We start from the raw sequence: 25612 nt of genomic DNA on the forward strand, positions 1-25612 counted from the left end.
AACAACCAACCATGAAACTTTTAAAATATAATACCAAAGCACCAGAAGTTCTCACACTTTGTGAACTTCTTTATAAACAAGGATACAACGTCAAAATTTCGGATTCATTTACTCTTGAAGTGGATGCGGCCGTTAAAGATTTTCAAAGTAAAAATTCATTAGTCGTTGACGGAATTGTCGGCGTTAAAACATGGACCGTTTTGCTTGCTAAAAATTCTGCACCGATCAATTCAACAGATAAGTTTTTAAAGGAAAGTGATCTTATTAATTTCGCCAATCAATATGGGCTTGAGCTGGCCGCCGTAAAAGCAGTCAATGAGATCGAAAGCAGCGGAAAAGGATTTTTAATTAATAATAAACCTAAAATACTGTTCGAAGGTCATATCTTCTGGAATGAGCTCCGAAAAAGAGGGATAGATCCCAATTCTTATTATAACTCTTCAAGCAAAGATGTTCTTTATCCAAAATGGACTAAAATCTATTACCAGGGAGGCGTCAAAGAGTACGACAGATTAAATGAAGCCATTGGATTAGGAAATGATGCTAAATTTAAAGAAGCGGCTCTTTCTTCAGCATCCTGGGGAAGTTTTCAGATCATGGGATTCCATGCAAAAAACCTGGATTATGTTGATGTGAATGATTTCGTTTCCAAAATGGAGATCAATGAAGGAGAACATTTGAAAGCATTTGGAAAATTCTTAGAAAAAAATGGACTTTTGGTTCATTTAAGAAATAAAAGCTGGGCTAATTTTGCAAAAGGATATAATGGTGGAGGCTATAAGCAAAATAAATATGATGAAAAGCTAGCTAAGGCGTATGCGAAATATTCGAGTAATTAAATAATTAGATACGTAGTGCAATGATTTAAAAAGTTCTCTTTGCGCTATGCTTTAAGCTCCTGCAATTGAGCAGATGATGCAGATTTTTTCTTGTGATCCGTGAAATCTGTGGGAGTTTTTTTTCATAATTATTTATAGATTGCTTCGTCGTTTCGCTCCTCGCAATGACAAGGACGAAAGCATTAGACAATACAAAAAAGAGACTATCAGATTGACAGTCTCTTTTTATATATTTAAAGTTATTCTATGTTAGAACAATTCTTTTCTGATAATGTTCTGACTTCTTTCAGGACCTACAGAAACTAAATAAACATTAATTCCTAAATACTTTTCGATAAACTCAATATACTTCTGAGCTGTATCAGGAAGTTCATCATAGCTTCTTACTTTTGTAAGATCTTCATTCCACCCTGGTAAATCCTGGTAGATCGGCTCATAGTTGTATAATTTCTCTGTTGATGAAGTGAAGTAATCAATTATTTTTCCATCTTCAGTTTTATAATGAGTTACGATTTTCAGGTTTTCAATTCCTGTAAGAACGTCAAGTTTAGTAATCACTAAGTTATTAATACCATTGATCATACAAGCATGCTTTAAAGAAACAAGGTCTAGCCAACCGGTTCTTCTTGGCCTACCTGTAGTCGCTCCGAATTCACCTCCGATCTGTCTGATCTTTTCTCCTAACTCATTATCTAATTCAGAAGGGAAAGGTCCGTTTCCTACTCTTGTACAATATGCTTTAGCAACACCAATTAAATTTTGAAGTGAAGTTGGAGGAACACCAGCTCCTGTACAAACTCCTCCTGTAGATGGAGAAGATGAAGTAACATAAGGATACGTTCCGAAATCAATATCCAACATTAAAGCCTGAGCTCCTTCAAACAAAACGTTTTTACCATCTCTGATCGCTTCGTTCAATTCAACTTCTGTATCTACAATTCGGTCTTGAAGTTGCTTTCCAATCTCTAAAAACTCGTTGTAAATTTCTTCTACGTCTAAAGTCGGTTTTCCGTAGTATTTTTCAAAAAGAGAATTTTTAATTTTCAGGTTTTTCTCAATTTTTTCTCTTAAGATCTCAGGATTCAAAAGGTCGATCATTCTGATCCCAACTCTTGCAATTTTATCTTCATAACAAGGGCCGATTCCTTTTTTAGTCGTTCCAATTTGAGTTCCTCCATGTTCTTCTTCACGGTAAGTATCCAAAAGAATGTGGTAAGGCATGATCACATGCGCTCTTCTGCTGATAAAGATATGATCTGTTCTTAAGCCTTTGCTTTCGATCTGACCAACCTCTCTGATGAAAGATTTAGGATTTACTACTACCCCGTTTGCAATAATACACTTGCCTTTGCACTGAAGAACTCCAGAAGGAAGAAGGTGTAAAACAAATTTTTCTTCACCCACATAAACCGTATGACCAGCGTTGTCTCCCCCTTGGAAACGTACTACATAATCCGATTTAGCAGATAAAACATCCGTGATTTTCCCTTTACCCTCATCTCCGTACTGAAGACCTACAACTACGTAAGTTGACATATTTTACTTTTGTTTTTAGATTCATGCAAAATTACTTTTAAAAAAAATGGTGGGCAAATTATGGGGAAAATTTATTTTCATTCTTGTTTAAAATCATGGAATTAAGATGGATTTTAAGTTGTAAAATTCCAAGTTCTCAAAAGTATGTGAGATCAGTTTCTTTTATTTATTATGTATATTTGAGTATACTCTGAAATAATCAAGGTAGCCTATGAGAACATTACACCAATCAGGATATTTATCTAAAAATACGAACAACCGGCCTCAACTTTTTTACAATACGTTTATTCCTGAGACGAATCAGGTAAAAGCAACTTTACAGATCATTCATGGAATGCAGGAGCATAGTGGAAGATACTCTGAAATAGCTGAATATTTTGCAAGTCAAGGATTAGCTGTATTAACTTATGATCACCTGGGACACGGAAAGTCAGTAAATGATAAAAAAGATATTGGATTTTTCCAATTGGATCAACCAGACAGAAAACTGATTGATGACGCAGAAATGATGAGCAATCATTTGATCAGCCAATATCCCGAGGTTCCTCATTTTATCCTTGGCCATTCGATGGGTTCGTTTGTTACTCGTTGCCTTCTTCAAAAAATAGGGAATCAGTTTACCGGAGCCATTATTGTAGGAACAGGAGGTTCTTTAGCAGGCCTTGGATTATTGAACACTTATTTCTCACTGGCCAATACAATAGCTCCACGTCAAAAAACATTTTTTAATTCGCTTTTTAATTTTGTTAATAACAGTCATTTTAAAAAGGATAAAAACTTCAGCGATACAAGTTGGCTGAGTTTGAACCAAGCTAATAGAGATTCTTTTACGAAGGATGAGCTTTCCGGAATCCCTTTCACTAACAATGCTTTTTATACTTTATTTAAAATGTATAAAAAAGCAACAAAAAGAAACTGGGCAGATAACATTTCTAAATCTTTACCTTTTCTATTCGTCAGTGGGCAGGATGATCCTATTGGAAATTTCAGTAAAGGAGTTATGCAGACTGTAGATAATCTTAAACACGATGGATTTACTCATGTAGACTATAAAATCTATCCTAAGATGCGCCATGAAATTATGAATGAAGAAATTAGAGAGGAGGTATTGAGTAATATTTATAAGTGGATTAGAAAGCATTTATAATAACTCGTGTGGCTTCGAGAGCCTCAGCCACACAAGTTAAGTTAATAAAACTTTTTGCATTTGTCATTCTGTAAGAATCTAAGCAGCTCATGTTTAGAATGATGATTTAGATTCCTACGGAATGACAGGATTAACGTATAGGTAAAATTATTGCAGATAAAATCCTTGCGCCTTAAAAACAAATCTATCTAAAAAAAATTGCGTCTTTGCGTTTAACCAATATTTAATTAATCCAACACAATCTCATTTTCTACACCAATCTCCTCCAGAAAAAACTCATCATGAGAAATCACCAACAATGTTCCTTGATAGTCTTTGATGGAATTGGTAAGGATCTCTACATTTTGAAGATCTAAATTATTCGTCGGTTCGTCCAGAACAATAACATCCGGTGCTTTATTACTGATAGACAATCCGCACAGCAAAAGTCTTAAACGCTCTCCCCCACTCAATACTTCTCCTTTCTTATCCCAGGTTTCTTTACCAAATAAAAACCTCGACAATATGGTTTTAACCTCAGACTCCTGTAATCCATTATCATTAAACTTCTGAGCAAATTCATAAATTGTTGCTTCTTTATCAATCAAAGAGTATTCCTGATCAATATAGATCGTATTAAAATCTGTTCTGTTTACAGTTCCAATAGTAGGTTCAACATTTCCAAGCAAAAGTTTTATCAATGTTGTTTTTCCCGAACCGTTAGAACCTTTGAAAGAAATACGATCCCCGCTTCTGATCTCGAGATTAAGATCTTCCGGCCACAGGAAATTTTCGTTGTATTTAAAATTAACATCCACTGCATTAATAAGAATTTTTCCGGAATGCAGATTAGGATCATCAAAATTAACTTTCATCTGTTCTGCATTTTTTATAGAAGAACGCAATCCCCGTAGATCACCAGAAATATCATTGATCTTTTCAGCATGGATATTCTTTAATCTGGAAGTATTTTTTTCAGCATTATTACGAAGTGTATTCATCATAATTCTTGCAACACCGGATTTCTCCTGTTTTTTCTTTCCTCTGGCATCCAATTTCTGCTTCCTTTCCAATGTTTCGCGTTCTTTTTCTTTTGCCTTTTTTAAAGCCCGTTCTTTTGAATGAATGTCATTGTTCAATGCTTCTTCTTCAATTTCTTTTTGTTCAGTGTAAAAATCAAAGTTTCCGCCGTATGTGGAAATACCCTTATTACTCAATTCATAGATGGTATCAACAAGATTTAATAAAGCTCTGTCATGGCTTACAATAACAAGTGTTGAACTTGTTTTATCGATATAATCATACAATAAATTTCTTCCTTCCCGATCTAAATGATTGGTAGGTTCGTCTAATAATACAATATCCGGTTCATTAATTTGCATTCCTGCCAGAAAGACTTTGGTTTTTTGTCCACCACTTAAGCCATTCAGCTTTTGATTTAAATCCAGATTGTTCAGTTTCCAGTATTCTAATATATGTTGACACCGTTCTTCAATGTCCCAATCATCATTTAAAATTTCAAAGTAAATTTCATCAACATCTCCGCCGCTGATTTTCTCTAAAGCATCTAGCTTTTTGTCTATTTTTAAGCATTCAGCGATTGTAAGATCATTAAAATTCCCAAACATTTGTGGAACATAATATAGATCACCCTGGATATTTACCGCTCCATCCAAAGGTTGAATTTCGTTTGCAATGAGTTTAAGCAGGGTAGATTTCCCCATGCCGTTGCTTCCGGCTAATGCCGATTTTGAGTGTGATGGTACCGTTAAATTGATATGACTAAAGAGCAGGTCTCTGTTAGGAAACCTATAGGATATATTTTGTAGAAAAATCATGATTTCTTTCTAATTAAAGTTAAACATCAATAATCCTGTGATTATTACTGATCAAATATGAAAGAAATTATATCCTACATGAGCCTGTTTTTAGGTTTTGTGTATGCAAATATAATGCAAATAGTGGATTAAACAGAAAAACATTTTAATCAAAAATCAAAAATCCGTAACTTTGCCAACTACTAAAAATTTTTATGGAAAGCATTAAAGTTCACGACAAAACTTTTGTTCCTTATTTAAAGGACGCCGAAATTCAGGAAATAGTAAAAGCAACAGCGCTAAAAATTTATGAAGATTACAAAGATGAAGTTCCTGTCTTCATAGGGGTTTTGAACGGAGTTATCATGTTCTTCTCAGACCTTTTAAAGCATTACCCGGGAAACTGTGAGATTGCTTTTATTCAAATGAGTTCTTATGCAGGAACAGAATCTACAGGAATCGTTTATCAGAAAATGGAATTAACGAAAGACGTTAAAGACCGTCACATCATTCTTGTAGAAGACATCGTAGATACAGGAAACACAGTTGAAAGTCTTTTCAAATATTTCAAAGAAACACAACGTCCAAAATCTGTAAAACTGGCGTCTTTCTTATTAAAACCTGAGGTTTATAAAAAAGATTTCAAGCTGGATTATATTGGAAAAGAAATTCCAAACAAATTTGTTCTTGGTTATGGATTAGATTACGATGAATTGGGAAGAAATCTTTCGAATTTGTATCAATTAGAAGAGGGAAAAATCAACCATTAATTTCAAATCTGAAATTTAAATTTAAATATCTAATTAAATAAAAATGATAAACATTGTTCTGTTCGGGCCTCCAGGAAGTGGAAAAGGAACACAAGCTCAAAATCTCATCGAAAAATTTAATCTAAAGCAAATCTCAACAGGTGATCTTTTCAGATTCAATATGAAAAATGACACTGAATTAGGAAAATTAGCTAAATCTTACATCGATAAGGGAGAATTGGTTCCAGATCAGGTAACAATTGATATGCTGATAGACGAATTAAGAAAACCGACAGATGCGGCAGGATTTATTTTCGATGGATACCCAAGAACTGCTGTACAAACAGAGGCTTTGGAAAAAATCGTTAAAGAAGAGCTGAATGATGACATCGATGTTTGTCTTTCATTGATCGTAGAAGATACAATTTTGGTTGAGAGATTACTGAAAAGAGGAGAAACAAGTGGTAGAACCGACGACAGTAATGAAGAGATCATCCAAAACAGAATTAAAGAATACTATACGAAAACAGCTGAAGTAGCTGAATTGTACAAGCAACAAGGTAAATATGTAGAGGTAAATGGAGTTGGCGAAATCAACGAAATTTCTGAAAAGTTGTTCGCTGAAGTAGAAAAAATAAAATAATCGGGATTCGGGGGACGGGATGAGAGTTTCCTATCCCGTAACTCGCAACTCGTAACAAATAATATATGTCTAATTTTGTAGATTACGTAAAGATTCATTGTAAAAGCGGCCATGGTGGTGCAGGTTCTGCCCATCTTCGTCGTGAAAAATACATTCCTAAAGGTGGACCTGATGGTGGAGACGGAGGTCGAGGCGGTCATGTTATCATGAAAGGGAATGCTCAGGAATGGACTTTACTTCCACTTCGTTATACCCGTCATGTAAAAGCAGAACGTGGTGAAAACGGAGGAAAAAACCAGCTTACAGGAGGTTATGGAGCTGATGTTTATATTGAGGTTCCTATTGGAACCATTGCCAAGAATGAAGAAGGTGAGATCATTGGTGAAATTTTAGAAGACGGACAGGAAATCATTCTGATGGAAGGAGGAAAAGGAGGTATGGGAAATGAATTCTTTAAATCTTCTACCAACCAGACTCCAAGATTTGCACAACCGGGAATGGATGGTCAGGAAGGCTTTGTTGTTTTTGAACTTAAGATTTTAGCCGATGTGGGTCTTGTAGGTTTCCCTAACGCTGGAAAGTCTACTCTTTTGGCTTCTGTTTCTGCAGCGAAACCTAAAATTGCAAATTATGCATTTACTACTTTAACTCCTAACTTAGGGATCGTTGATTACAGAAATTACAAATCTTTTGTAATGGCTGATATTCCGGGAATTATTGAAGGTGCTGCTGAAGGAAAAGGTCTTGGTCATCGATTTTTAAGACATATTGAAAGAAATTCAATCTTATTATTCATTATTCCGGCTGACTCTGAGGATCATTTCCAAGAGTTTAAAATTCTGGAAAATGAACTGAAAGAATATAATCCTGAATTGCTGGATAAAGATTTCATTGTTTCCGTTTCAAAATCAGATCTACTTGATGATGAACTTAAAAAAGAGATCTCCGCCGAATTTCCAGAAAACAGACAACCCATATTTTTCTCTGGGGTAACCGGAGAGAATCTTATGGAATTGAAGGATGCGATCTGGAAGAAATTGCATGGATAAAACTATTTAAGTCTTTATAAAAAATTATTAATAGAGTGCATTTTGTGTACTCTATTATTATATCTATCATTTGCTAAAGAGAAATTTAGACCCAAAATCTTTCTTCTATGCAGGAGGACTTGTAGAATATCCTTTATCTCCAAAAGTTGCTTTGCAAGGGGAGTTACTTTATACCCAGATTGGAGGAAAAATGAGTAAAGAGGCCGTTCACATTCCTGATAGCCGAGTAATTAATTTTGAAAACACTCGTTATAACCTTCGATTTTCTCAAATTCAGGTTCCTGTTTCCATAAAATACAGTATCATTCCCCAGTTTTCTGCATCTGTTGGAATGAACATCGCATTTAATTTGTCTTCAAAAGTAAAAACAACATTCCTGGGTACAGATCTGTACGATTATGAAGGAATTAAAACACTGAACCTTTACCCCTTTTTAGGTGCGGAATACAAGTTCAATAAAAAATTCTTTGTAGATGCCCAATATAATTTCAATTTTACCAAAATAAATACAGCTAACGGACTTCCCGTTAAAGCAGGTTTTCTACAGACGGTGTAGGTTATCGTTTTAAATAAATCTCAGGATAAATCAGCAATAATAGGTAAAATAATGTACTTAAATTATTTTACCTACCTTTGCATTATATTTCGCGGCATTCTCAGCCCTTTCAGTAATTAATTTTACTTAAAAATTCTGTTAATCTTTTTAGCAGATTCGCTAAAAATGATGAAGTATACTACTTCGACCGCATTATTTTTAATACGCAATATATTTTGTTATTTACAGACTTAAAAATTATCAAGCCCATTTTAGATGCGCTTCAACAGGAAGGTTATGAAAAACCAACTCCTATACAACAAAAAGCTATTCCTTCTATTTTAGAGAAAAAAGATCTGCTAGGAACAGCACAAACAGGAACAGGTAAAACAGCAGCTTTTGCTATTCCTATTTTACAAAATCTTTCAGAACGTCCAAAAAGCAATCAGATCAAAGCCCTAATTCTAACACCTACGAGAGAATTGGCAATACAGATCGAAGAAAGTTTTAGCGCTTATGGAAGAAATCTTCCTTTAAGAAAATTAGTAATTTTCGGAGGGGTTAAACAAGGTTCACAAGAAGCTGCATTAAGAAAAGGAGTTGATATCCTGGTTGCAACACCCGGAAGATTACTTGACTTTATTGCTCAGGGAATTATCAGTCTTAAAAATCTTGAGATCTTCGTTCTTGACGAAGCTGACAGAATGCTGGATATGGGTTTCGTACATGATGTAAAAAGAATTATAAAGCTTTTACCTCAAAGAAGACAAACTTTATTTTTCTCTGCTACAATGCCACCTGAAATACAGAAATTGGCAAGTTCTATCCTGAATAATCCGGTACAAGTTGAAGTAACGCCAGTTTCTTCAACAGCAGAGACCATTAAACAATCTGTTTATTTTGTTCAGAAAGACGATAAATTAGGATTACTTACACATATCTTAAATGACCATATCTCCGAATCTGTTTTGGTTTTCTCAAGAACAAAACATGGTGCGGATAAAATTGCCAGAACTCTTCAGAAAAGTAATATCTCTGCAGAGGCTATCCACGGAAATAAATCTCAAAATGCACGTCAAAATGCTTTGAGCAATTTTAAATCCGGAAAAACCAGAGTTTTAGTTGCTACAGATATTGCAGCAAGAGGAATTGATATAGACGAATTAAAATATGTTATCAACTACGAACTTTCTGATGTTGCCGAAACCTATGTTCATAGAATCGGAAGAACGGGAAGAGCAGGTGCTGAGGGAACTTCAATCTCTTTCGTAGATGGTTTAGATTTGTTGAACTTAAGAGATACCGAAAAATTAATCGGAATAAAGATCCCGGTGATTAAAGATCATCCGTTTCATACAGAGAATCTGGTAGCACAAAAAAGGGATTCCAATAACAAGCCAATGAATGGCAATGCTGGTTCCGGAAGACCAAAACCTGCTCAAAGAAAAGATGCCGGCACGAAAAAGCCAAAGAATAAGAGTTTCTTTAGAAAAAAATAATAAAAAAATCCTTCTCAGTACTGAGAAGGATTTTTTTTACTATAAAACAGGTCAGCTATTTAAACATTTTTTTTGCATTCTCCGTTGTAATTCTACTTATTTCAGGGAAGTCTTTGTTATAGATATTAACCAATTTACCAACCACAAGATCAAGATATGAACTTTCATTTCTTTTTCCCCGATGAGGAACGGGAGCTAAATACGGAGAATCTGTTTCTAAAACGATTTTATCCAATGGGATCTCATGCAAAAATTGATCAATCTTTCCATTTTTAAAGGTTACTACTCCACCGATCCCTAAAATAAAATTGAGGTCTATCGCACGTTTTGCCTGCTCTAGATTACCGGAAAAGCAATGAAAGATCCCCCGAAGTTTCGGATGTCTTTTTCTTTCCAGAACTTCAAAAGTTTCATCAAAGCTTTCTCTTGTATGAATTACGATTGGTAAATCCATTTCAATAGCCCAATCGATCTGTTGTTCGAAAGTCTTAATCTGAATATCTAAAGTCGTTTTATCCCAATATAAATCTATTCCGATTTCTCCGATAGCAGGAAAATGTCTTTGATCAAGATAATTTTTTACGATCTTCAATTCATTTTCCCAAGATTCTGGTTTTACATAACAAGGATGCAAACCCATCATTGAAAAGATCTGGCCGGGATATTCGCTTTCCAAATGGAGCATCTTTTCATGAGATTCAGAATCGATGGCTGGAAGATAAAATTCAGTTATCCCTTTATCAAAAGCTCTTTGGATTGCCTCTTTTCTATCTTCATCAAATTCTTCAGCGTATAAGTGTGTATGTGTATCAATCATTTTCTAAAATTTTAATAGATCTTCATAAGGGTTTTCCAGATTCATCAGTAAACCAAAAGCTGGTTCTGTCTTGATCCCTTTCTTTTTTAATTCTATTATCTGCTGTTTAAATGTTTCTCCTTTCTCACGTAGTATGTTGTATTCAGCAATCATATGTCTGTAAGCATTTTGTTTTATTGTCGGCTTATTTTGTCCAAAAATCTCTATGGGAAATTCATCAAGCATAAAGTTTAAAACAATACTTTTTTCTCCATTTACAGTTACTTTTTCAACCTTAACATCTACTTCCAAAGGAATTAGCCTGCTAAACATTATTTCGTTCAAAAAATCTTCTTCAAATCTAAGATCTACCTCACAGATAATATCTAAATCACTGCCCTCAACATCAATTTCAATTGGAACTGTTCCCGCTAAAATCGGAGAATAATTTTTAAGCTTTTCAAAAACTTTATATTTCGTAAGAACTTCATAAGCTCTTTGCTGTTTCTGATTCCCACTTTCCAAATAATCTATTTTTGTAAAGTCTATCATCATCAGCTAGAATATTTTATGTTTTACTTTCTTTTGTTGATTGTCGATCTTTTGTTTTAATTTCTCTTTAAAATCAAGATATTTAGGATCTTTCTCATCTTCTGTTTTATGTTGTAAAGCTTTATTAATTTTAAAATTCTCTTTAATAAATTCTTTAGTATTCTCTGAGAAATAAGCAGATCCAAACCTGTCAAAAATATACTGGATAGCCTGAGCATTAGGATGGATCATATCCTCTTTATAGAAACGATAATCCCGTAAATCATCCATCACAATCTCATAAATTGGCAGATAATGGCAATTTTCAATCACCGAAATAGCTTCATGAACAGCGGTGATCAATTTTGATTTGCTAAGTTGGTTTTCCACCATTCCATCTTTGGTATGCCGAACAGGAGATACCGTAAACAGGATCTGTACATTTTCTTTACAGATATCTTTGAGACTTAGAATCGTATTATAAATTGAATCTGTAATTTCCTGGTGGGTCAGCAATCTTTTCTCAAAGAATTTCTGTGGTATCTTATGACAGTTGGCTACAAGCTTTTTCTTTGGCTGAAATTCATAGATAAATGAGGTTCCATAGGTTATAATAACCCAATTCGCATCTTGTAGAAAAAGATTTCCTTCTTCTATTTTGCTATTAATTTTATCCAGTGTCTGATGAATATACCGTGTATCAAAACTGCTATGGTGATCAAGAGAAATATATTCTTCGTTAAAGGTGATTAAATCCTCCTCAATATAAAAGTCTGAGTCATGAAGCCTTTGTATGGCATTGTTAATAGAAAACGGGTTAAAAACAGTCCCAAACGGATTATTAGCTGTCTGAATCTGTCCTTGCTGAAGCAGATCTGACATCTCTGAAGCAAAACAAGAACCTATTGAAAATATTTTATCTTCAACTTCGATCTTATTCTCTGACTCATTGATGTTAACTTCAGTTCTGAATTTCATATATGGGTATAAGGTAGCAGCAATAAGGTTTTAGATAATTTGTAGCAGGAAATAGGTAATATATTCTTGAATTTTTTGCCACCTTCTATCAATAATCTATTATCTGTTCTAACTTTCTCTTCTCAACAAATAATTCGCTAGCTCTATAAAAGGTTTTTTCTTTTCTTCCGGAATATTAATCTTCTGAAGATAGCTCTGACCTATCTCATTATGTTTTTGAATTAAACGCAATGCCTTTTCATCAACTTTGGTTCTTCTGAAAATTTTCTCCACTCCATAAACCTTATCAATATTATCGGTCTTTTTAGAATACCAATGATCAAGTTCTCTTCTTTCTTCATCAGTGGCATGTTCTCTCGCCATTAAATAAAGAACCGTTTTTTTGTTTTCATAAATATCACCAGCATGTTTTTTCCCAAACTGTGCCTGATCTCCAAATACATCTAAATAATCATCCATGATCTGGAATGCAATTCCGATATGTTTCCCAAAATTGAAAATAGATTTTGCATCTTTAAAATTAGCCTTGGCAATCAGAGCTCCTATCTCAAAAGAAGAGGCACTTAAAACACCTGTTTTATAAGTAATCATTCTGATATAATCATCAAAAGTCACATCTTCCTGAGTCTCAAAGTTGATATCATATTGCTGACCTTCACATAGCAAAAGTCCGGTATGCGTAAATATTCTGATACAAGCTTTAAAAATTTCCGGCTCCAGATCTTCAAAGAACTTGTATGCTTTTAACATCAGTCCATCTCCGGAAAGAATTCCCACATTAATTCCGTGTAAAGTATGAATGGTAGGTTTATTTCTTCGCAATGGAGCTTCATCCATAATATCATCATGGATCAAAGTAAAATTATGGAAAAACTCGATCGCTAATGCGGGCTTAATCGCCTGCTTAAGATCACCTCCGAACAAATCACAAGCCATTAAAACCATAATAGGACGTAAACGCTTTCCACCATGGGAGATGATGTAGTTCATCGGATCGTATAATTCCGTAGGCTTATCTTTAAAAGTGTATTTGGTAATGGCATCAGCAACAAGCTGTTGGTAGGTGTCTAAAAATTCCATAAAATCCTATAATTTCAACAAAAATACAATTTTTCAAGTCTTTATAAAACAAAAAACTTTGCCCATTTGGACAAAGTTTAATATTATTATTTAAAATTCTATTTAAGAAAGAAAAGCAACCAAAAGGTAGGTAATTCCTGCTACAATAGCTGAAATAGGAATTGTTAATACCCAAGCCCAAAGTAAGCTTACAGTAATTCCCCATCTTACGGCAGAGATTCTTTTCGTTAGTCCAACACCGATAATAGAACCTGTAATTGTATGCGTTGTAGAAACAGGAATACTCAACTGGTCTGTAATAAATAAAGTAATAGCTCCTGCTGTTTCAGCACTTACACCTTCTAATGGGGTTACTTTAGTAATTTTAGTTCCCATTGTTTTGATGATCTTCCAACCACCGCTCATAGTTCCCAGACCAATAGCCAGGAAGGATACCAAAGGAACCCAAAGATAATGCTGAGCAAAATAATCAAAACGTCCAGCAGATGGTATGTTTAGATAAACAGGATCATGTAACATTTCCACATGATAATAAATCAAGGCCGCTCCAATAATTCCCATTACTTTTTGTGCATCATTCAAACCGTGTCCAACACTAAAAAGTGCTGAAGAAACAAGCTGTAATCTTTTAAAAGATTTGTCTGCTTTGTATGGGTTTGATCTTTTATATAAATGAACAATAATTAATGTAATAATAATTGAGATTACCATCCCTATAATTGGTGCCATGAAAATAAACAGGAAAATAGGAATTACTTTATCAAATTTCACCACACTTTGTGTAGTTAATTGATGAAAAGCCTGTTTTAATGTTTCAAATGTTCCTAGGCTAGGTTGTGTTGCTACCACATCGTGATAATCCAACATAAAAGCATGCATCAAAGCTGCTCCTAAAAACCCGCCAATTAAAGTATGAGATGAAGATGATGGAATACCAAACCACCAAGTTAAAAGATTCCAGGCAATTGCCGCAACAAGACCTGAAAATATAACCTCAAGGGTAATAAAATTTTCATTAACAGTTTTGGCAATGGTATTTCCTATTCTAAATTCACCTATTACATAGGCTGCTAAAAAGAATGCTGCAAAATTCCAAAGTGCTGCCCAAAGTACCGCCTGAAATGGAGTTAAAACTTTCGTAGAAACAATTGTAGCAATTGAATTGGCCGCATCATGAAAACCATTAATATAATCGAAGATTAAAGCTAAAGCAATAATAACCGTAAGTAAAATCGGAAATTCCATTTTTTGTTATATTGTTTATGCGTATTTAATCATGATGTTCTCAATAGTATTGGCAACATCTTCTGCTTTATCAGTTACTATTTCAAGATAATTAAGTACAGATGATACTTTAATAATATTGATAGCATCATTAGTTTCAAACAACTCTACCATTGAATTGGAAAGCAGATCATCTGCAATATTTTCAATAGAGTTTACTTTAATACAAGCTTCTTTTACCTGATCCATATTTTTGAACCCTTTCAGGTTTTTCATGGCGTTCTGAATTTCAAGACATGCTTTATGAATTAACAGAGAAAAATCTGCATAAGCCTTCATTAAAGGCGATTTGTATAAGAAGATGTATTTTGTAGAAGCGTAGATATAATCAGCGATATCATCTAAACCTGTTGCCAGTGTATGGATATCTTCACGATCAAAAGGAGTGATAAAGTTTTTTCCAAGCTCTATGAAGATTTCGTGAGTAAGTTCATCATTTTTATGTTCATAGTCGCTCATTTTCTTCAACATAGAGTCGTCATTAACGTCAAAATCCTTGATTCCGTTGTTGAATTCCTCAGACATTGCAACCAGGTTTTCAGTTACTTTTTCAAAAAGTACGAAGAAGATTTTATCTTTTGGCTGAAAAGCGTGGAAAATATTTCCAATTCCCATTTTTAAGTATTTATAATTTCGTCTGCAAATTTCCTAAAAAAGGACCTTAACAAAAAGCATCTAACGTTAAGTTTTGTTAACATTGGTTTAAGTACTGATTATCAAACAAAAAAACCGGCTTTAGCCGGTTTCTATTATCTGAAATGAGTTTTAATTAGCTTCTTCAGCTCTCATATCTTTTCCTTTGAATTTCATGGTAGAAATATTGCTCAAAAGATCTCCCTTAAATGATTTTTCTATTTCAAAGAATGAAAATTTCTCTAAAATTTCAATATCTCCAATTTCGACTCTTTTTTTGCTTTTTCCTTCAGTTGCTTTATTGATGATATCTAAAACATCTAATTTTTTCAACTGATCTTTTTTCCCTAGGTTGAAGAAGAATCTTACCATATTCTCATCTTTTTTTCTAGGTTTACCACGATCTCTTCCTCTATCTCCACTTCTGCTATCGCGATCTCTTCCTCTATCTCTATCTCTATCTCTGTCTCTATCACGACCTCTGTCTCTTCTAGAGAAGTCATCATCTCTACCACTATTAAACTTCTGTTCAACAAGATCATGTTTGTCTTTGTAGTATAATGCAAGATCCTTCAATTGGAACTGTAATAACTGATGCACTAATTCCTCTTTAGTAAACATACTAAGATCCGGAATCAAGCTATCATCAAATTCAAATAAATCTTCATGCTCCGTTAATAGCTTTTCGAAAACTCCGCCAACCTGAGCTTTGATAATATCCTGTCCTGTTGGAATTGTTTTCTCAACGATATCAATTTTCGTTGTTGCTTTTATTTGTTTCAGCTTTCTGCTTTCTTCAGGCTTGATCAAAGACATTGAGATCCCGTCTTTTCCTGCTCTACCTGTTCTTCCACTTCTGTGAACGAATACTTCAGGATCATCAGGTAAAGAATAATGAATAACGTGAGTCAGAGAGTCAACATCTAAACCTCTTGCTGCAACATCAGTTGCAACTAAAATGTCGATATTCTTCAATCTGAATTTCTTCATTACCGTATCTCTCTGCGCTTGAGAAAGATCACCATGAAGGGCATCAGCCGCAAATCCATTCTGCATTAAGAAATCTGCAACTTCCTGAGTTTCCATTCTTGTTCTACAGAAAATAATGGAATACTGATTAGGGTTCGCGTCAATTAATCTCTTAAGAGCTTCTTTTTTGTTACGGTATCCTACAACATAGTATTCATGTTTAATGTTCTTTTTAACTTCGTTAATAGAACCTATCGAAATACGATGTGGATTTGTAAGATAGTTTTTAGAAATTCTTTCTACTTCTTTACTCATCGTAGCCGAGAATAAGAAAGTTTGTTTTGTTTCAGGAGTTTCACGTAAAATTGTTTCCAATTCGTCTTTGAAACCCATTGAAAGCATTTCATCAGCCTCGTCTAAAACCAACCAGTGAATAGCAGAAAAGTCAAGAGCTTTTCTGTTGATCAAGTCAATTACTCTACCAGGAGTACCTACAATAATCTGCGGCTTCTCCTTTAAAGAGCGGATCTGGTCCATAATACTGCTACCACCATACACTGCTGTAGTTTTGATGTCTCGCATGTACTTAGAGTAATTTTTTATGTCTTTAGAAATCTGAAGACATAATTCGCGTGTCGGACAAAGCACCAATAGCTGGATTTTGCGACTCGTATCGTCAATCATATCCAAAATCGGAAGCGAAAACGCTGCAGTTTTGCCTGTCCCAGTCTGCGCAAGTGCGATCAAGTCGCGTATATCTGAAAGAATAAAAGGGATAGTCTGTTTTTGGATTTCTGTCGGGCTTTCATAACCCATTTCGCCAATAGCCTTAAGGATGTCAGGACTTAAATTGGACTCCGTAAATAAATTCATTAAATATTTTAAAATTTTTGCAAAGATACAACAAATATTTTAACTTTTTTGAATAAAGCATTAAATAACGAATCTTAATTTCAGAATCCTTTAATGTTTTGTTAATTTTTAAAAAATTAACCGCAATAAATCAAGCCAAAAGTTAAAAAACTATTAAACAATATTTTTTTTTATTAAATTGGATTGATTATTTCTTTGCTATTAATGAATTTTCAAAAATAAAATCATGAAACGAAAGTTTTTCTTTTTGATATTCTCTTTCAAAATGATTATTTTTTTGCTCAAAACACCTATCTATCCAGAAAAATTAGTCTTAGAAAACCATATTAATTGCGCAAAAGAAAATAACACTTCCATTAATTCTTTACGGCTTTCAAAAACTTCTGCATAGCAGGATCTTTAAACTGGTCACACCATTTTTATCCTGGCTACTTTTACTTTCATTACAGAATCTTCTATTGATATTACCCTGCTTTAAAAGCTTCCAAACCTGATCCAATTGAAGCATTGAGATATGAATAATTTAATTAAATTTGATTAAATAAAAAAATATGTCAGCCACCATTTCTACAAAAACTTTTGATTTTCTAAAAAAACTATCCAAAAACAACAACCGGGAATGGTTTAATGAAAACAAGAACCTTTATACGGAATCTCAGGAAAATGTAATTGCTTTTCTTGAAGATCTAATCAAAGAAATGTCTGGATTTGATGAGGAGCTTGCTAAGCTTGATGCAAAAAAAGCCCTGTTCAGAATTTATAGAGATACAAGATTTTCAAAAGATAAAATCCCTTATAAAACTAATTTTGGAGCTTCTTTAGGAATGGGTAAAGGATCTCAAAAGGGAGGTTATTACCTTCATATGGAACCAGGAAAAACCTTTCTAGCAGGTGGAATCTATATGCCCGAATCTTCAGTTTTAAAAGAAGTCCGAAAAGAAATATCGCTGTATGGAGATGATTTTATTAAAATTCTAAATAATAAAGATTTCAAAAAATATTTTCCTGAAATGGATCAGGATGATAAATTGAAAAAAGTTCCACAAGGTTTTGAAAAGGAAGATCCGATGGGTGAATATTTAAAACTGAAGAGTTTTATAGTGGTCTATAAGCTAAAGGATGAAGAGGTATTGGATAAAAATGCAGCCAAAAATATTGCTGAAATTTTTAAAATCATGAAACCTTTTAATGATTTCTTAAATACGCCTTTCCAATAAATTACAGGTAGCCACAAATACAAACTTAATACAAAATCAATTAGCTGATTCCCCTTAAAGAATGCTAATTTTTAAGAATATTCAACCTATATTCCATTCGAAAATAAAATTTAGAATATCTCTTGAAAATCAATGTATTACGATTTTAATATTTTAACACATATTTAACATTTTTGACTATCTTTGCTCACTGTCAAATAATCAAGGATGTCTTTATACCAAAGAATTGCAGAAAACTTACAATATATAAGTCCAAGTTTTTATAAAAGTAGATATTTTAAAAGCTTACACAATCTTTCAAAAGATAACTTTTCGGCACGAAATGTAGAGCCGGAATTGGTGTGGATCAAAGAATATTTATCTGAAAATGCAGTGATCCTGGATATTGGCGCTAATGTTGGAACTTTTTTGTATCAATTGCAAAATAAGCTGAACCATCAGCATATTTATGCTTTTGAACCTAATAAAAAATTATTTACCCGTTTAAAGAGACTTTTTCCTTCTATGAAGGTTCTTTCTTTAGCCCTTTCTGATGAAAATACAACTGCGGAATTTAAAGTTCCCATCATCAATGGCAAAATGGTTGCTTCACGAGGAACACTTAACACTTCGTATAAAGAAAAAGGTGAGGAAAGAAGCTATACTGAAAAAGTAACAGTAACAAAACTGGATGATTGGGCTACGAAAGAAAACCTCCAAAAACTGGATTTCATTAAAATAGATGTTGAAGGAAATGAAATGAAAACGCTTTTAGGCGGTAAAAAAACCATCCAGCAATTTCTACCCACTCTTATGGTAGAAATGGAACAGAGGCATCATGAAAAACCTATTTGGGAAGAGATCTCTGAAGTTGAAAGCTGGGGATATGAGGCGCGTTATTTAAACCGTACTCATTTTAAGCTTGAAAAACTGACTGAAGAAATTTTAGTAAGCAACACCAGCGACGAAAAAAACAAAACAGCGTATATCAACAATATTATTTTTATACCAAAAACCTATTAAAATATCTTTATGAGTGTAGTAGCAAGACAGGGATTCAAATATTCCATTATTGGTTATATTGGTTTCTTGTTGGGTACCGTTTCAGCTATCTTTATCTTTCCGAGTAATTTTGAATTTTACGGAAAGCTACGCTACATTCTGTCTACAGCAGAAATGCTTGTCCCTTTTGTTGTACTGGGGATCTCATATTCAAATGTTAAGTTTTTTCACAGACTGGAAAAAGATGGTAAAAAGCAAAATATGCTTTCCTTATCATTACTTACCATACTGATCAGTTTTATCATATTTTGTATTGTTTTCTTTTTAATACCTTTCTTATATCCAAAATTTATTAAACTGGAAGCCTGGAAGAGTAAGCAAATTATTTTACCACTTGTTTTAATACTGTCACTTTGTGCCATTTTCAATAAATATATTTCAAATTATAAGAGAATTGTTGTTTCTAATGTTTTTGATAACCTTCTTCCTAAAATAGCTAATTTAGGGGCTTTCTGCATTTTTTCCTATCTCCTTTTATCACAAAAAATAGCTTTCGCATTTTTCTTTGGAATATTTGCATTAATGCTTTTTGGATATATTTATTACACGAATAGATTAGAAAAAATCAGGTTAGATTTTAGCACAGATTATTTCAAAAAAAACAACTTCTGGAAAGAGTTTTCAAACTACAGTTTTTTCGGTTTTTTAGGGACTTTTGGGAACTATCTTGCGATCAACAGCTTTATGATCGGTGAATTTATGGGAATGGAAGAAAATGGTGTTTATGCAGTTATCTACGCCCTTATCTCATTGATCTCTATTCCGCAATTAGGACTGTTCAATATTTCAGCACCGATTATCAGCAAAACGCTTGCAGAGGGAGATATGGAAGAATTAGACCGATTCCATAAAAAGACATCTTTATCTTTATATTTTTTGGGTGCCGTACTGTTTTCATGTATCATGGTTGGCTTTCCTTTTCTTACTCAGTTTATGCCTAAAAATGGGATTATGCTGAGAGAATATGAGCCTGTGGTATGGATCTGGGGATCTGCTGTTTTAGTGGACCTGGCAACAGGATTTAATGGAAATATTATTTCTCTTTCAAAATATTACCGTTTCAATATTCTGGTAATGCTTCTACTAGCAGGATTAACAATAGGTTTGAACTATTATTTTATTAAAAACACAGACTTAAAGTTAATTGGAATTGCTTTGTCGACGGCCATTTCATTAACTACCTACAACGTGATTAAAATTGCTTTCAACTACTTTATGTTTAAAGTTTCACCACTAAGTATTGAGATGATCTTTGTTTCCATCATTTGTACGCTAGCGATCACCGTAGCTATTGTTTTACCTACATTCAACAATAACCTCATCAATTTATTCTATAAGCCGGCAGTTGTTTTGATATTGATTTATATTGGGAATTACTTCACGAAAATATTTCCTCTTGAAGATTATCTGAATAAGACTTTTATTAAAGGTATTTTTAAATTTAAATAAGACTATTTAATACTTTCTCCAGAGTTGCCTGAACATTCTTTTTGCCATAGTTTTTTTGAAAATCAAAACTTTGGCTTTTAAGCTGTTGGAACTGCTCAATGACATTTTCTTTTTCGGGAATTATAAAATCTAATTGTGATGGATAATCTTTGGGGAAAACTGCCAGCTTACCATATTTAATAGCATCGCCTATATTTCCTGTCATTTTAGTTTTTCCATAAAATTCTTTCTGACTGAAAAACGCTGTCTCCTGTTGGATCGGACACCATAATACATCCGCTTTCCGCATCCAGTTTTCATAATCATCCCCTGACACCCTCTCTTTAAAATAGTGTATTGTACTATTTTCGGATAGGTTTTGAGATAAATCGTCAAGAATCTCCAATTCTTCACCCTCAGATTTTCCAAGAAATATAAAGGAACATTTCTGAGCAGCATTAAGATCTTGAATCGTTTTAAAAACATGCTGATAATCTCTCCTTCTCTGTGAAACTCCCCCTGGAATAACAATTATCAGATCATTACTTTGAGTTTTATCAAAATCGACCGTATAAAAAAGAGGTAGAAAGTTATATGCTTCTGAAGACAATTCATGATCAAGAACCAATAGATGTTTTGCCCGCTTATAAACTTTTGAAGAATAAACCAAACTTTCTTTCCACCATAATTTAAGCCTATACATAACATCTTCTTTGAAAATACTTTTTATTAAACCAAATTTTGAAGACTGAGCAAAGTTGAGATTATGGGTAATAACAGCGGCATTGTATTTCTGAACAATCGTCAGAAAAGTATTAAAATAACGGTGTACAGTTCCGATAATAATAAGGTCATATTTTTTTTCTTTCAATTGATCACCTATCATCGAACTGTCTGATAAAAAAACAGCCTCACCATCTTCTCTGATCTGATCTTTGATTTTTTTTGAAAAATAATAATCGACTGAAAACTGCTCTGAGTCTTTCATAATATCCATGAAAGCCTGTGCAATTTCAGTGTGAGTGTCTATTTCTATGTAGGCTATATTTTTCAAAGTATTTTATTTCAACTAAAATCCGTTGCTATTGATATAAATGAATTTATACTGATGATTTGAATTTTAAATCCCCAACCATTTCTTTTTTAAAGCTTTCCAGCGTTGGCTGTTGATAACTCGCTGTTCATCTTTACTGATCTTCAGTTCCAATTTCTTCGACCTGCAGTCTTCATATGTTTTAATGATCTTAAAGAAAAAAGGAATTGATTTACTTTTCATCGCTTCCTTCGAAGATGCGATATAAGCAAGAAACCTGTTCAGTCCTAAAAAATAAAAATATCTTCCATAATAATCAAATTCCTTTACCGTGTAATCAGCGCCCTTAACTTTGATTAATTTCACTTTTAATTCTGGTAAAACAATCTCTTTCCAACCTAGATTTTCCAGTAATATGGAATCAATATTATCCCAGCCTAATGTTTCCCTTAATCCTCCCATCGCTTGAAAACATTCTTTTCTATAGGCTTTCATAGGTCCTCTCACATGATTTTTATTTGAATTCCCTTCATACACCCATTCACCATCTTTTTCCACATATAACAAACCTCCTATCAAACCATATTTCGGATTATTTCTGAAGGTTTCTTCTATTGTTTCAAGATAGTTTTCGGACAAAATAATATCAGCATCAAACTTACAAATGATGTCAAAGGCATCAGGACTCTGTGTTTCCAGACCTTTCTTAAAAGCATTCACTACTTTAGAACCTGGCTGATGTGCCGACTTCTGGAGGTTTACAGTTTCAAACCTGGAATCATTATCAGTATATTTTTTTATGATTTCAGAAGTCCGGTCTGTAGAACCATCATTACTGACCACAACCTTAAAATCTTTATAACGCTGCTGTTGTAAAGAATCTAAAGTAAATGGAAGATTATCCTCTTCGTTGTGTGCCGGAATTACAATTAAAAACCTCAATTTTTTATCATGTATTATAGAGACCTTCACTTAAAAAACACTGTGATTCAAGTGAAGACCTTTTGTATTATTATCTGTTACAGATTTGCAAAAATATTATTTATTATGAGGCATCAGCATATTTTTAGGATCAAGAATCTCATCCAGTTTTTCCTGAGTAAGAACTCCTTTTTCCAACACTAAATTATATACACTTTTTCCTGTTTCTAATGCTTCTTTGGCAATTTCCGTTGATTTCTTATATCCAATATAAGGATTAAGAGCGGTTACAATACCGATACTGTGTTTCACCATATTTAAACACACTTCCTTATTGGCTGTAATACCAACGATACATTTATCACGAAGGGTATCTAACGCATTGGAGAGGAAATTAATATTTTCCATGATCGCATGAGAAAGTACAGGTTCCATTACATTCAGCTGTAATTGTCCTGCTTCTGCAGCAAAGGTCACTGTAAGATCGTTCCCGATTACTTTAAAACAGACTTGATTAACCACCTCAGGAATTACCGGATTTACTTTCCCAGGCATAATAGATGATCCTGGTTGCATTGGCGGCAGATTGATCTCAAAAAGCCCGGCTCTTGGCCCTGAAGAAAGCAATCTCAAATCATTACAGATCTTTGATAATTTTAAAGCAAGACGTTTCATCGCTGACGAGTAGATCACGTAAGAACCTGTATCAGGAGTAGCTTCTACTAAATTTGGAGCAGAAACAATTGGAAAACCGGTAATCTGAGCTAAATTTTTAGCACAAAGACTAGCATATCCAATCGGAGCATTGATTCCTGTACCGATTGCTGTAGCTCCCATATTAACCTCAACAAAAAGGTCAGCGTTGTTATTCAATTTAGAAATATCTTCTTCAAGATTGGCAGCAAAAGCTTCAAACTCCTGTCCCAAAGTCATAGGAACAGCGTCTTGAAGCTGCGTTCTTCCCATTTTTATAACATCCTGAAATTCCTGTCCTTTTACACGAAAAGCATTTACAATTTTCTCAAGTCTTTCAACTAATCCTACGTTCATACGCAGAAGTCCCATTTTTATAGCTGTAGGATATGCATCGTTCGTGGATTGAGAAAGATTGATATGGTCGTTGGGTGAGCAGAACTGATATTCCCCTTTATTTTTACCTAATTTCTCTAAAACTCTGTTAGCAATTACTTCATTGGCATTCATATTAATTGAAGTCCCTGCGCCACCCTGAATCATATCTACAGGAAACTGTTCATGAAGTTTTCCATCTATAAGCTCATCACAGGTTTCTGCGATTTTGAAATACAGGTCTTCTTCCAATAGACCTAATTCGTAATTCGTTTTAGCTGCCGCTTTTTTCACAAAAGCTAATCCTTTAATAAAGTCAGGGTATGAAGAAAGAAGCTGTCCCGAAATTTTGAAGTTATCGATCGCTCTTTGGGTTTGCACTCCATAATAAGCATCTACCGGTACATTAAGTTCTCCCAGCAAATCGCTTTCTTTTCTGAAATTTTCCATTACAGATTTTTTATTTTTTTATCGTTTAAATATAGCAAAAACGCATCGTTATCGGATGCGCTTTAAATTTTATTTTACAGGATATTTCTGATTCAAAGCTTGCAATATGGCCCATGTTTCGGCATCCATAATTCCATCATAGTTTTGTGGACGGAAATGATACTGAAAGGCTTCAATTGTTTTTTTTGTCGCATCATCCCATACTCCACTCAACTCTATTCCATATCCAAATTTCTGAAATGCTGTCTGAATTAAAAAGATAAATGAAGCTTCATTGTATCGAGTCTGGAAATCAAGTTGCGCTAATTCAAAGATACTTTGTTTTGCTGCCTCATCATACCACATTCCTATCTGATATTCGTCATATAGTTTTTTCCATGGAAACATTGGTCCCGGATCCTGCTTTCTTGTGGGCGCAATATCGGAATGCGCCAATACATTGGTTGCAGGAATCTGATATCTAACCACAATATCTTTTGCTAAAGCAGCAACCTTTCTTACCTGTTCATCACTAAATGGTGCAAAAGTTCTTTTCCCTGTAGCATCAGTTGTATATCCCATGTTGACGATTTCAACTCCAATTGAGTTATCATTCAGATTTTTGTCACTTCTCCAAGAGCTTATTCCGGCATGATAAGCACGTTTATTTTCATCTACCAATTGATAGATCTCATTATCTCCGGTATTATTAACCAAATAGTGAGCACTTACAGTCTGCTGTGTTAGAACCATGATCGATTTATCGTCCGGTAAAGCCGTATAATGCAGTATTAAATATTTTTGTCTGAAATTTTGAGCAACAGCCGGAAAGTATGTTTTTACAACCTTATATCCTCCAGGTTTTGCAGAGACAATTGAACCGTAGCTAGCCGTATTATCATTCTTCGTTGGATCGGCGATATTGGTGGTGAAAAATTCTACCCCGCGGTCATTGGTAATTTGTGGTTTTGGCTTTTCAGTAGCAGGTGTTTTTACTACCGTTTTTGGTTGTGTCACTGGATTTTTTGGTTTGTATGTACTTTTCTTAACATTCTTTTGAGGGGTACAAGAAAAAACAAAAGCACTTAATCCGATGATATATAATGTTTTACGCATTAGTCGAAATTTTTAATCATTTATTACCCTCAAAAATACGTAAAATTTTCTTGAAATTTATTTGGTAAATAAAGAAATCTATTCTATATTTGCACTCGCAATAACGGAACAACGATCATTCAAAAAACGTTATAACAGGAGAGTTGCCTGAGAGGCCGAAAGGACATGTTTGCTAAACATGCGTACTGGAAACGGTACCAAGGGTTCGAATCCCTTACTCTCCGCGACTATCATTTTCGGGGCGTAGCGTAGTCCGGTCATCGCGCCTGGTTTGGGACCAGGAGGTCGCAGGTTCGAATCCTGCCGCCCCGACTTTTTTTTAACGCGCTTATAGACTAAGCGAGAATCAACTTTTTAATGGGTGCGTAGCTCAGCTGGATAGAGCATCTGCCTTCTAAGCAGACGGTCAAAGGTTCGAATCC

General features: G+C 34.1%; 23 protein-coding genes and 2 tRNA genes. 12 read left to right on the forward strand and 13 right to left on the reverse strand.

Going from position 1 to position 25612, the window contains the following annotated elements:
- Positions 1 to 11: 11 nt before the first annotated feature.
- Entirely contained in the window at positions 12 to 839 is an 828-nt protein-coding gene (locus J7E44_RS07200; protein WP_214827170.1) for an N-acetylmuramidase domain-containing protein, read from the forward strand.
- Positions 840 to 1088: 249 nt separating this feature from the next.
- Here the strand turns inward: J7E44_RS07200 and J7E44_RS07205 are convergent, their stop codons facing one another.
- Positions 1089 to 2375 (reverse strand): adenylosuccinate synthase, encoded by a 1287-nt coding sequence (locus J7E44_RS07205; protein ID WP_214827172.1) that lies wholly within the window; start codon positions 2373 to 2375, stop codon positions 1089 to 1091.
- Positions 2376 to 2586: 211 nt separating this feature from the next.
- Here J7E44_RS07205 and J7E44_RS07210 point away from each other — a divergent pair, with 211 nt between their 5' ends.
- Positions 2587 to 3522, forward strand: coding sequence for an alpha/beta fold hydrolase (locus tag J7E44_RS07210; RefSeq protein WP_214827173.1), 936 nt, complete (start codon positions 2587 to 2589; stop codon positions 3520 to 3522).
- Positions 3523 to 3749: 227 nt separating this feature from the next.
- On the opposite strand, the gene J7E44_RS07215 is transcribed toward J7E44_RS07210, so the two are convergent.
- Entirely contained in the window at positions 3750 to 5339 is a 1590-nt protein-coding gene (locus tag J7E44_RS07215; protein WP_214827174.1) for an ABC-F family ATP-binding cassette domain-containing protein, read from the reverse strand.
- A gap of 194 nt (positions 5340 to 5533) precedes the next feature.
- Between J7E44_RS07215 and J7E44_RS07220 the strand changes: the two genes are divergently transcribed.
- The 5 genes from J7E44_RS07220 (at position 5534) to J7E44_RS07240 (ending at position 9793) form a co-directional block, all read left to right on the forward strand.
- Positions 5534 to 6088, forward strand: a complete 555-nt coding sequence (locus J7E44_RS07220) for a phosphoribosyltransferase (protein WP_034682317.1) — start codon at positions 5534 to 5536, stop codon at positions 6086 to 6088.
- A gap of 43 nt (positions 6089 to 6131) precedes the next feature.
- Entirely contained in the window at positions 6132 to 6710 is a 579-nt protein-coding gene (locus J7E44_RS07225; protein ID WP_214827176.1) for an adenylate kinase, read from the forward strand.
- A gap of 65 nt (positions 6711 to 6775) precedes the next feature.
- Positions 6776 to 7759: a GTPase ObgE gene (gene obgE, locus J7E44_RS07230; RefSeq protein ID WP_214827178.1), complete on the forward strand. Its 984-nt coding sequence runs from the start codon at positions 6776 to 6778 to the stop codon at positions 7757 to 7759.
- A gap of 70 nt (positions 7760 to 7829) precedes the next feature.
- The gene (locus tag J7E44_RS07235) at positions 7830 to 8315 is read left to right on the forward strand and encodes a porin family protein (protein WP_214827180.1); all 486 of its coding nucleotides are present in this window, start codon (positions 7830 to 7832) and stop codon (positions 8313 to 8315) included.
- Positions 8316 to 8530: 215 nt separating this feature from the next.
- Positions 8531 to 9793, forward strand: a complete 1263-nt coding sequence (locus J7E44_RS07240; RefSeq protein WP_214827182.1) for a DEAD/DEAH box helicase — start codon at positions 8531 to 8533, stop codon at positions 9791 to 9793.
- A 55-nt stretch (positions 9794 to 9848) separates the two neighbouring features.
- On the opposite strand, the gene J7E44_RS07245 is transcribed toward J7E44_RS07240, so the two are convergent.
- The 7 genes from J7E44_RS07245 to J7E44_RS07275 all read right to left on the reverse strand — a co-directional run bounded on the left by J7E44_RS07245 (position 9849) and on the right by J7E44_RS07275 (position 16937).
- Positions 9849 to 10610: a TatD family hydrolase gene (locus tag J7E44_RS07245; RefSeq protein ID WP_214827184.1), complete on the reverse strand. Its 762-nt coding sequence runs from the start codon at positions 10608 to 10610 to the stop codon at positions 9849 to 9851.
- Between the two features lie 3 nt (positions 10611 to 10613).
- Positions 10614 to 11144 (reverse strand): DUF4269 domain-containing protein, encoded by a 531-nt coding sequence (locus J7E44_RS07250; RefSeq protein ID WP_251040514.1) that lies wholly within the window; start codon positions 11142 to 11144, stop codon positions 10614 to 10616.
- Positions 11145 to 11147: 3 nt separating this feature from the next.
- Positions 11148 to 12098: a GSCFA domain-containing protein gene (locus J7E44_RS07255; RefSeq protein ID WP_214827187.1), complete on the reverse strand. Its 951-nt coding sequence runs from the start codon at positions 12096 to 12098 to the stop codon at positions 11148 to 11150.
- A gap of 108 nt (positions 12099 to 12206) precedes the next feature.
- Complete coding sequence (locus J7E44_RS07260; protein WP_214827189.1) at positions 12207 to 13178, reverse strand: polyprenyl synthetase family protein; 972 nt, start codon at positions 13176 to 13178, stop codon at positions 12207 to 12209.
- Between the two features lie 102 nt (positions 13179 to 13280).
- On the reverse strand, positions 13281 to 14423 hold the full coding sequence (locus tag J7E44_RS07265; RefSeq protein WP_214827190.1) for an inorganic phosphate transporter: 1143 nt from the start codon (positions 14421 to 14423) through the stop codon (positions 13281 to 13283).
- A 15-nt stretch (positions 14424 to 14438) separates the two neighbouring features.
- Positions 14439 to 15077 carry a DUF47 domain-containing protein gene (locus J7E44_RS07270; protein ID WP_214827191.1) on the reverse strand — a complete coding sequence of 213 codons (639 nt, stop codon included), beginning with the start codon at positions 15075 to 15077 and terminating at the stop codon, positions 14439 to 14441.
- A gap of 150 nt (positions 15078 to 15227) precedes the next feature.
- The gene (locus J7E44_RS07275) at positions 15228 to 16937 is read right to left on the reverse strand and encodes a DEAD/DEAH box helicase (RefSeq protein WP_214827192.1); all 1710 of its coding nucleotides are present in this window, start codon (positions 16935 to 16937) and stop codon (positions 15228 to 15230) included.
- A 551-nt stretch (positions 16938 to 17488) separates the two neighbouring features.
- Here J7E44_RS07275 and J7E44_RS07280 point away from each other — a divergent pair.
- The 3 genes from J7E44_RS07280 (at position 17489) to J7E44_RS07290 (ending at position 20644) form a co-directional block, all read left to right on the forward strand.
- Complete coding sequence (locus J7E44_RS07280) at positions 17489 to 18154, forward strand: DUF2461 domain-containing protein (RefSeq protein WP_214827193.1); 666 nt, start codon at positions 17489 to 17491, stop codon at positions 18152 to 18154.
- A 207-nt stretch (positions 18155 to 18361) separates the two neighbouring features.
- Positions 18362 to 19156 carry an FkbM family methyltransferase gene (locus J7E44_RS07285; RefSeq protein WP_214827194.1) on the forward strand — a complete coding sequence of 265 codons (795 nt, stop codon included), beginning with the start codon at positions 18362 to 18364 and terminating at the stop codon, positions 19154 to 19156.
- A gap of 9 nt (positions 19157 to 19165) precedes the next feature.
- Positions 19166 to 20644 (forward strand): lipopolysaccharide biosynthesis protein, encoded by a 1479-nt coding sequence (locus J7E44_RS07290; protein WP_214827202.1) that lies wholly within the window; start codon positions 19166 to 19168, stop codon positions 20642 to 20644.
- Here J7E44_RS07290 and J7E44_RS07295 read toward each other — a convergent pair.
- From J7E44_RS07295 to J7E44_RS07310, 4 genes are all read right to left on the reverse strand, one after another.
- Positions 20637 to 21677 carry a hypothetical protein gene (locus tag J7E44_RS07295; RefSeq protein WP_214827205.1) on the reverse strand — a complete coding sequence of 347 codons (1041 nt, stop codon included), beginning with the start codon at positions 21675 to 21677 and terminating at the stop codon, positions 20637 to 20639. The genes J7E44_RS07290 and J7E44_RS07295 overlap by 8 nt on opposite strands.
- A 66-nt stretch (positions 21678 to 21743) precedes the next feature.
- A complete protein-coding gene (locus J7E44_RS07300; RefSeq protein ID WP_214827208.1) occupies positions 21744 to 22598 on the reverse strand; it encodes a glycosyltransferase family 2 protein in 855 nt (284 codons plus the stop codon).
- 96 nt (positions 22599 to 22694) lie between these two features.
- Positions 22695 to 24095: an aspartate ammonia-lyase gene (gene aspA / locus J7E44_RS07305; protein WP_214827210.1), complete on the reverse strand. Its 1401-nt coding sequence runs from the start codon at positions 24093 to 24095 to the stop codon at positions 22695 to 22697.
- A 69-nt stretch (positions 24096 to 24164) separates the two neighbouring features.
- Positions 24165 to 25190: an N-acetylmuramoyl-L-alanine amidase gene (locus J7E44_RS07310; RefSeq protein ID WP_214827213.1), complete on the reverse strand. Its 1026-nt coding sequence runs from the start codon at positions 25188 to 25190 to the stop codon at positions 24165 to 24167.
- 137 nt (positions 25191 to 25327) lie between these two features.
- Here J7E44_RS07310 and J7E44_RS07315 point away from each other — a divergent pair.
- A tRNA-Ser gene (locus J7E44_RS07315) sits at positions 25328 to 25414 on the forward strand.
- A 13-nt stretch (positions 25415 to 25427) separates the two neighbouring features.
- Positions 25428 to 25502, forward strand: a tRNA-Pro gene (locus J7E44_RS07320).
- Positions 25503 to 25612 lie beyond the last annotated feature (110 nt).

It is taken from the genome of Chryseobacterium sp. ISL-6 (genome assembly GCF_018613715.1).
Lineage (GTDB): Bacteria > Bacteroidota > Bacteroidia > Flavobacteriales > Weeksellaceae > Chryseobacterium > Chryseobacterium paludis.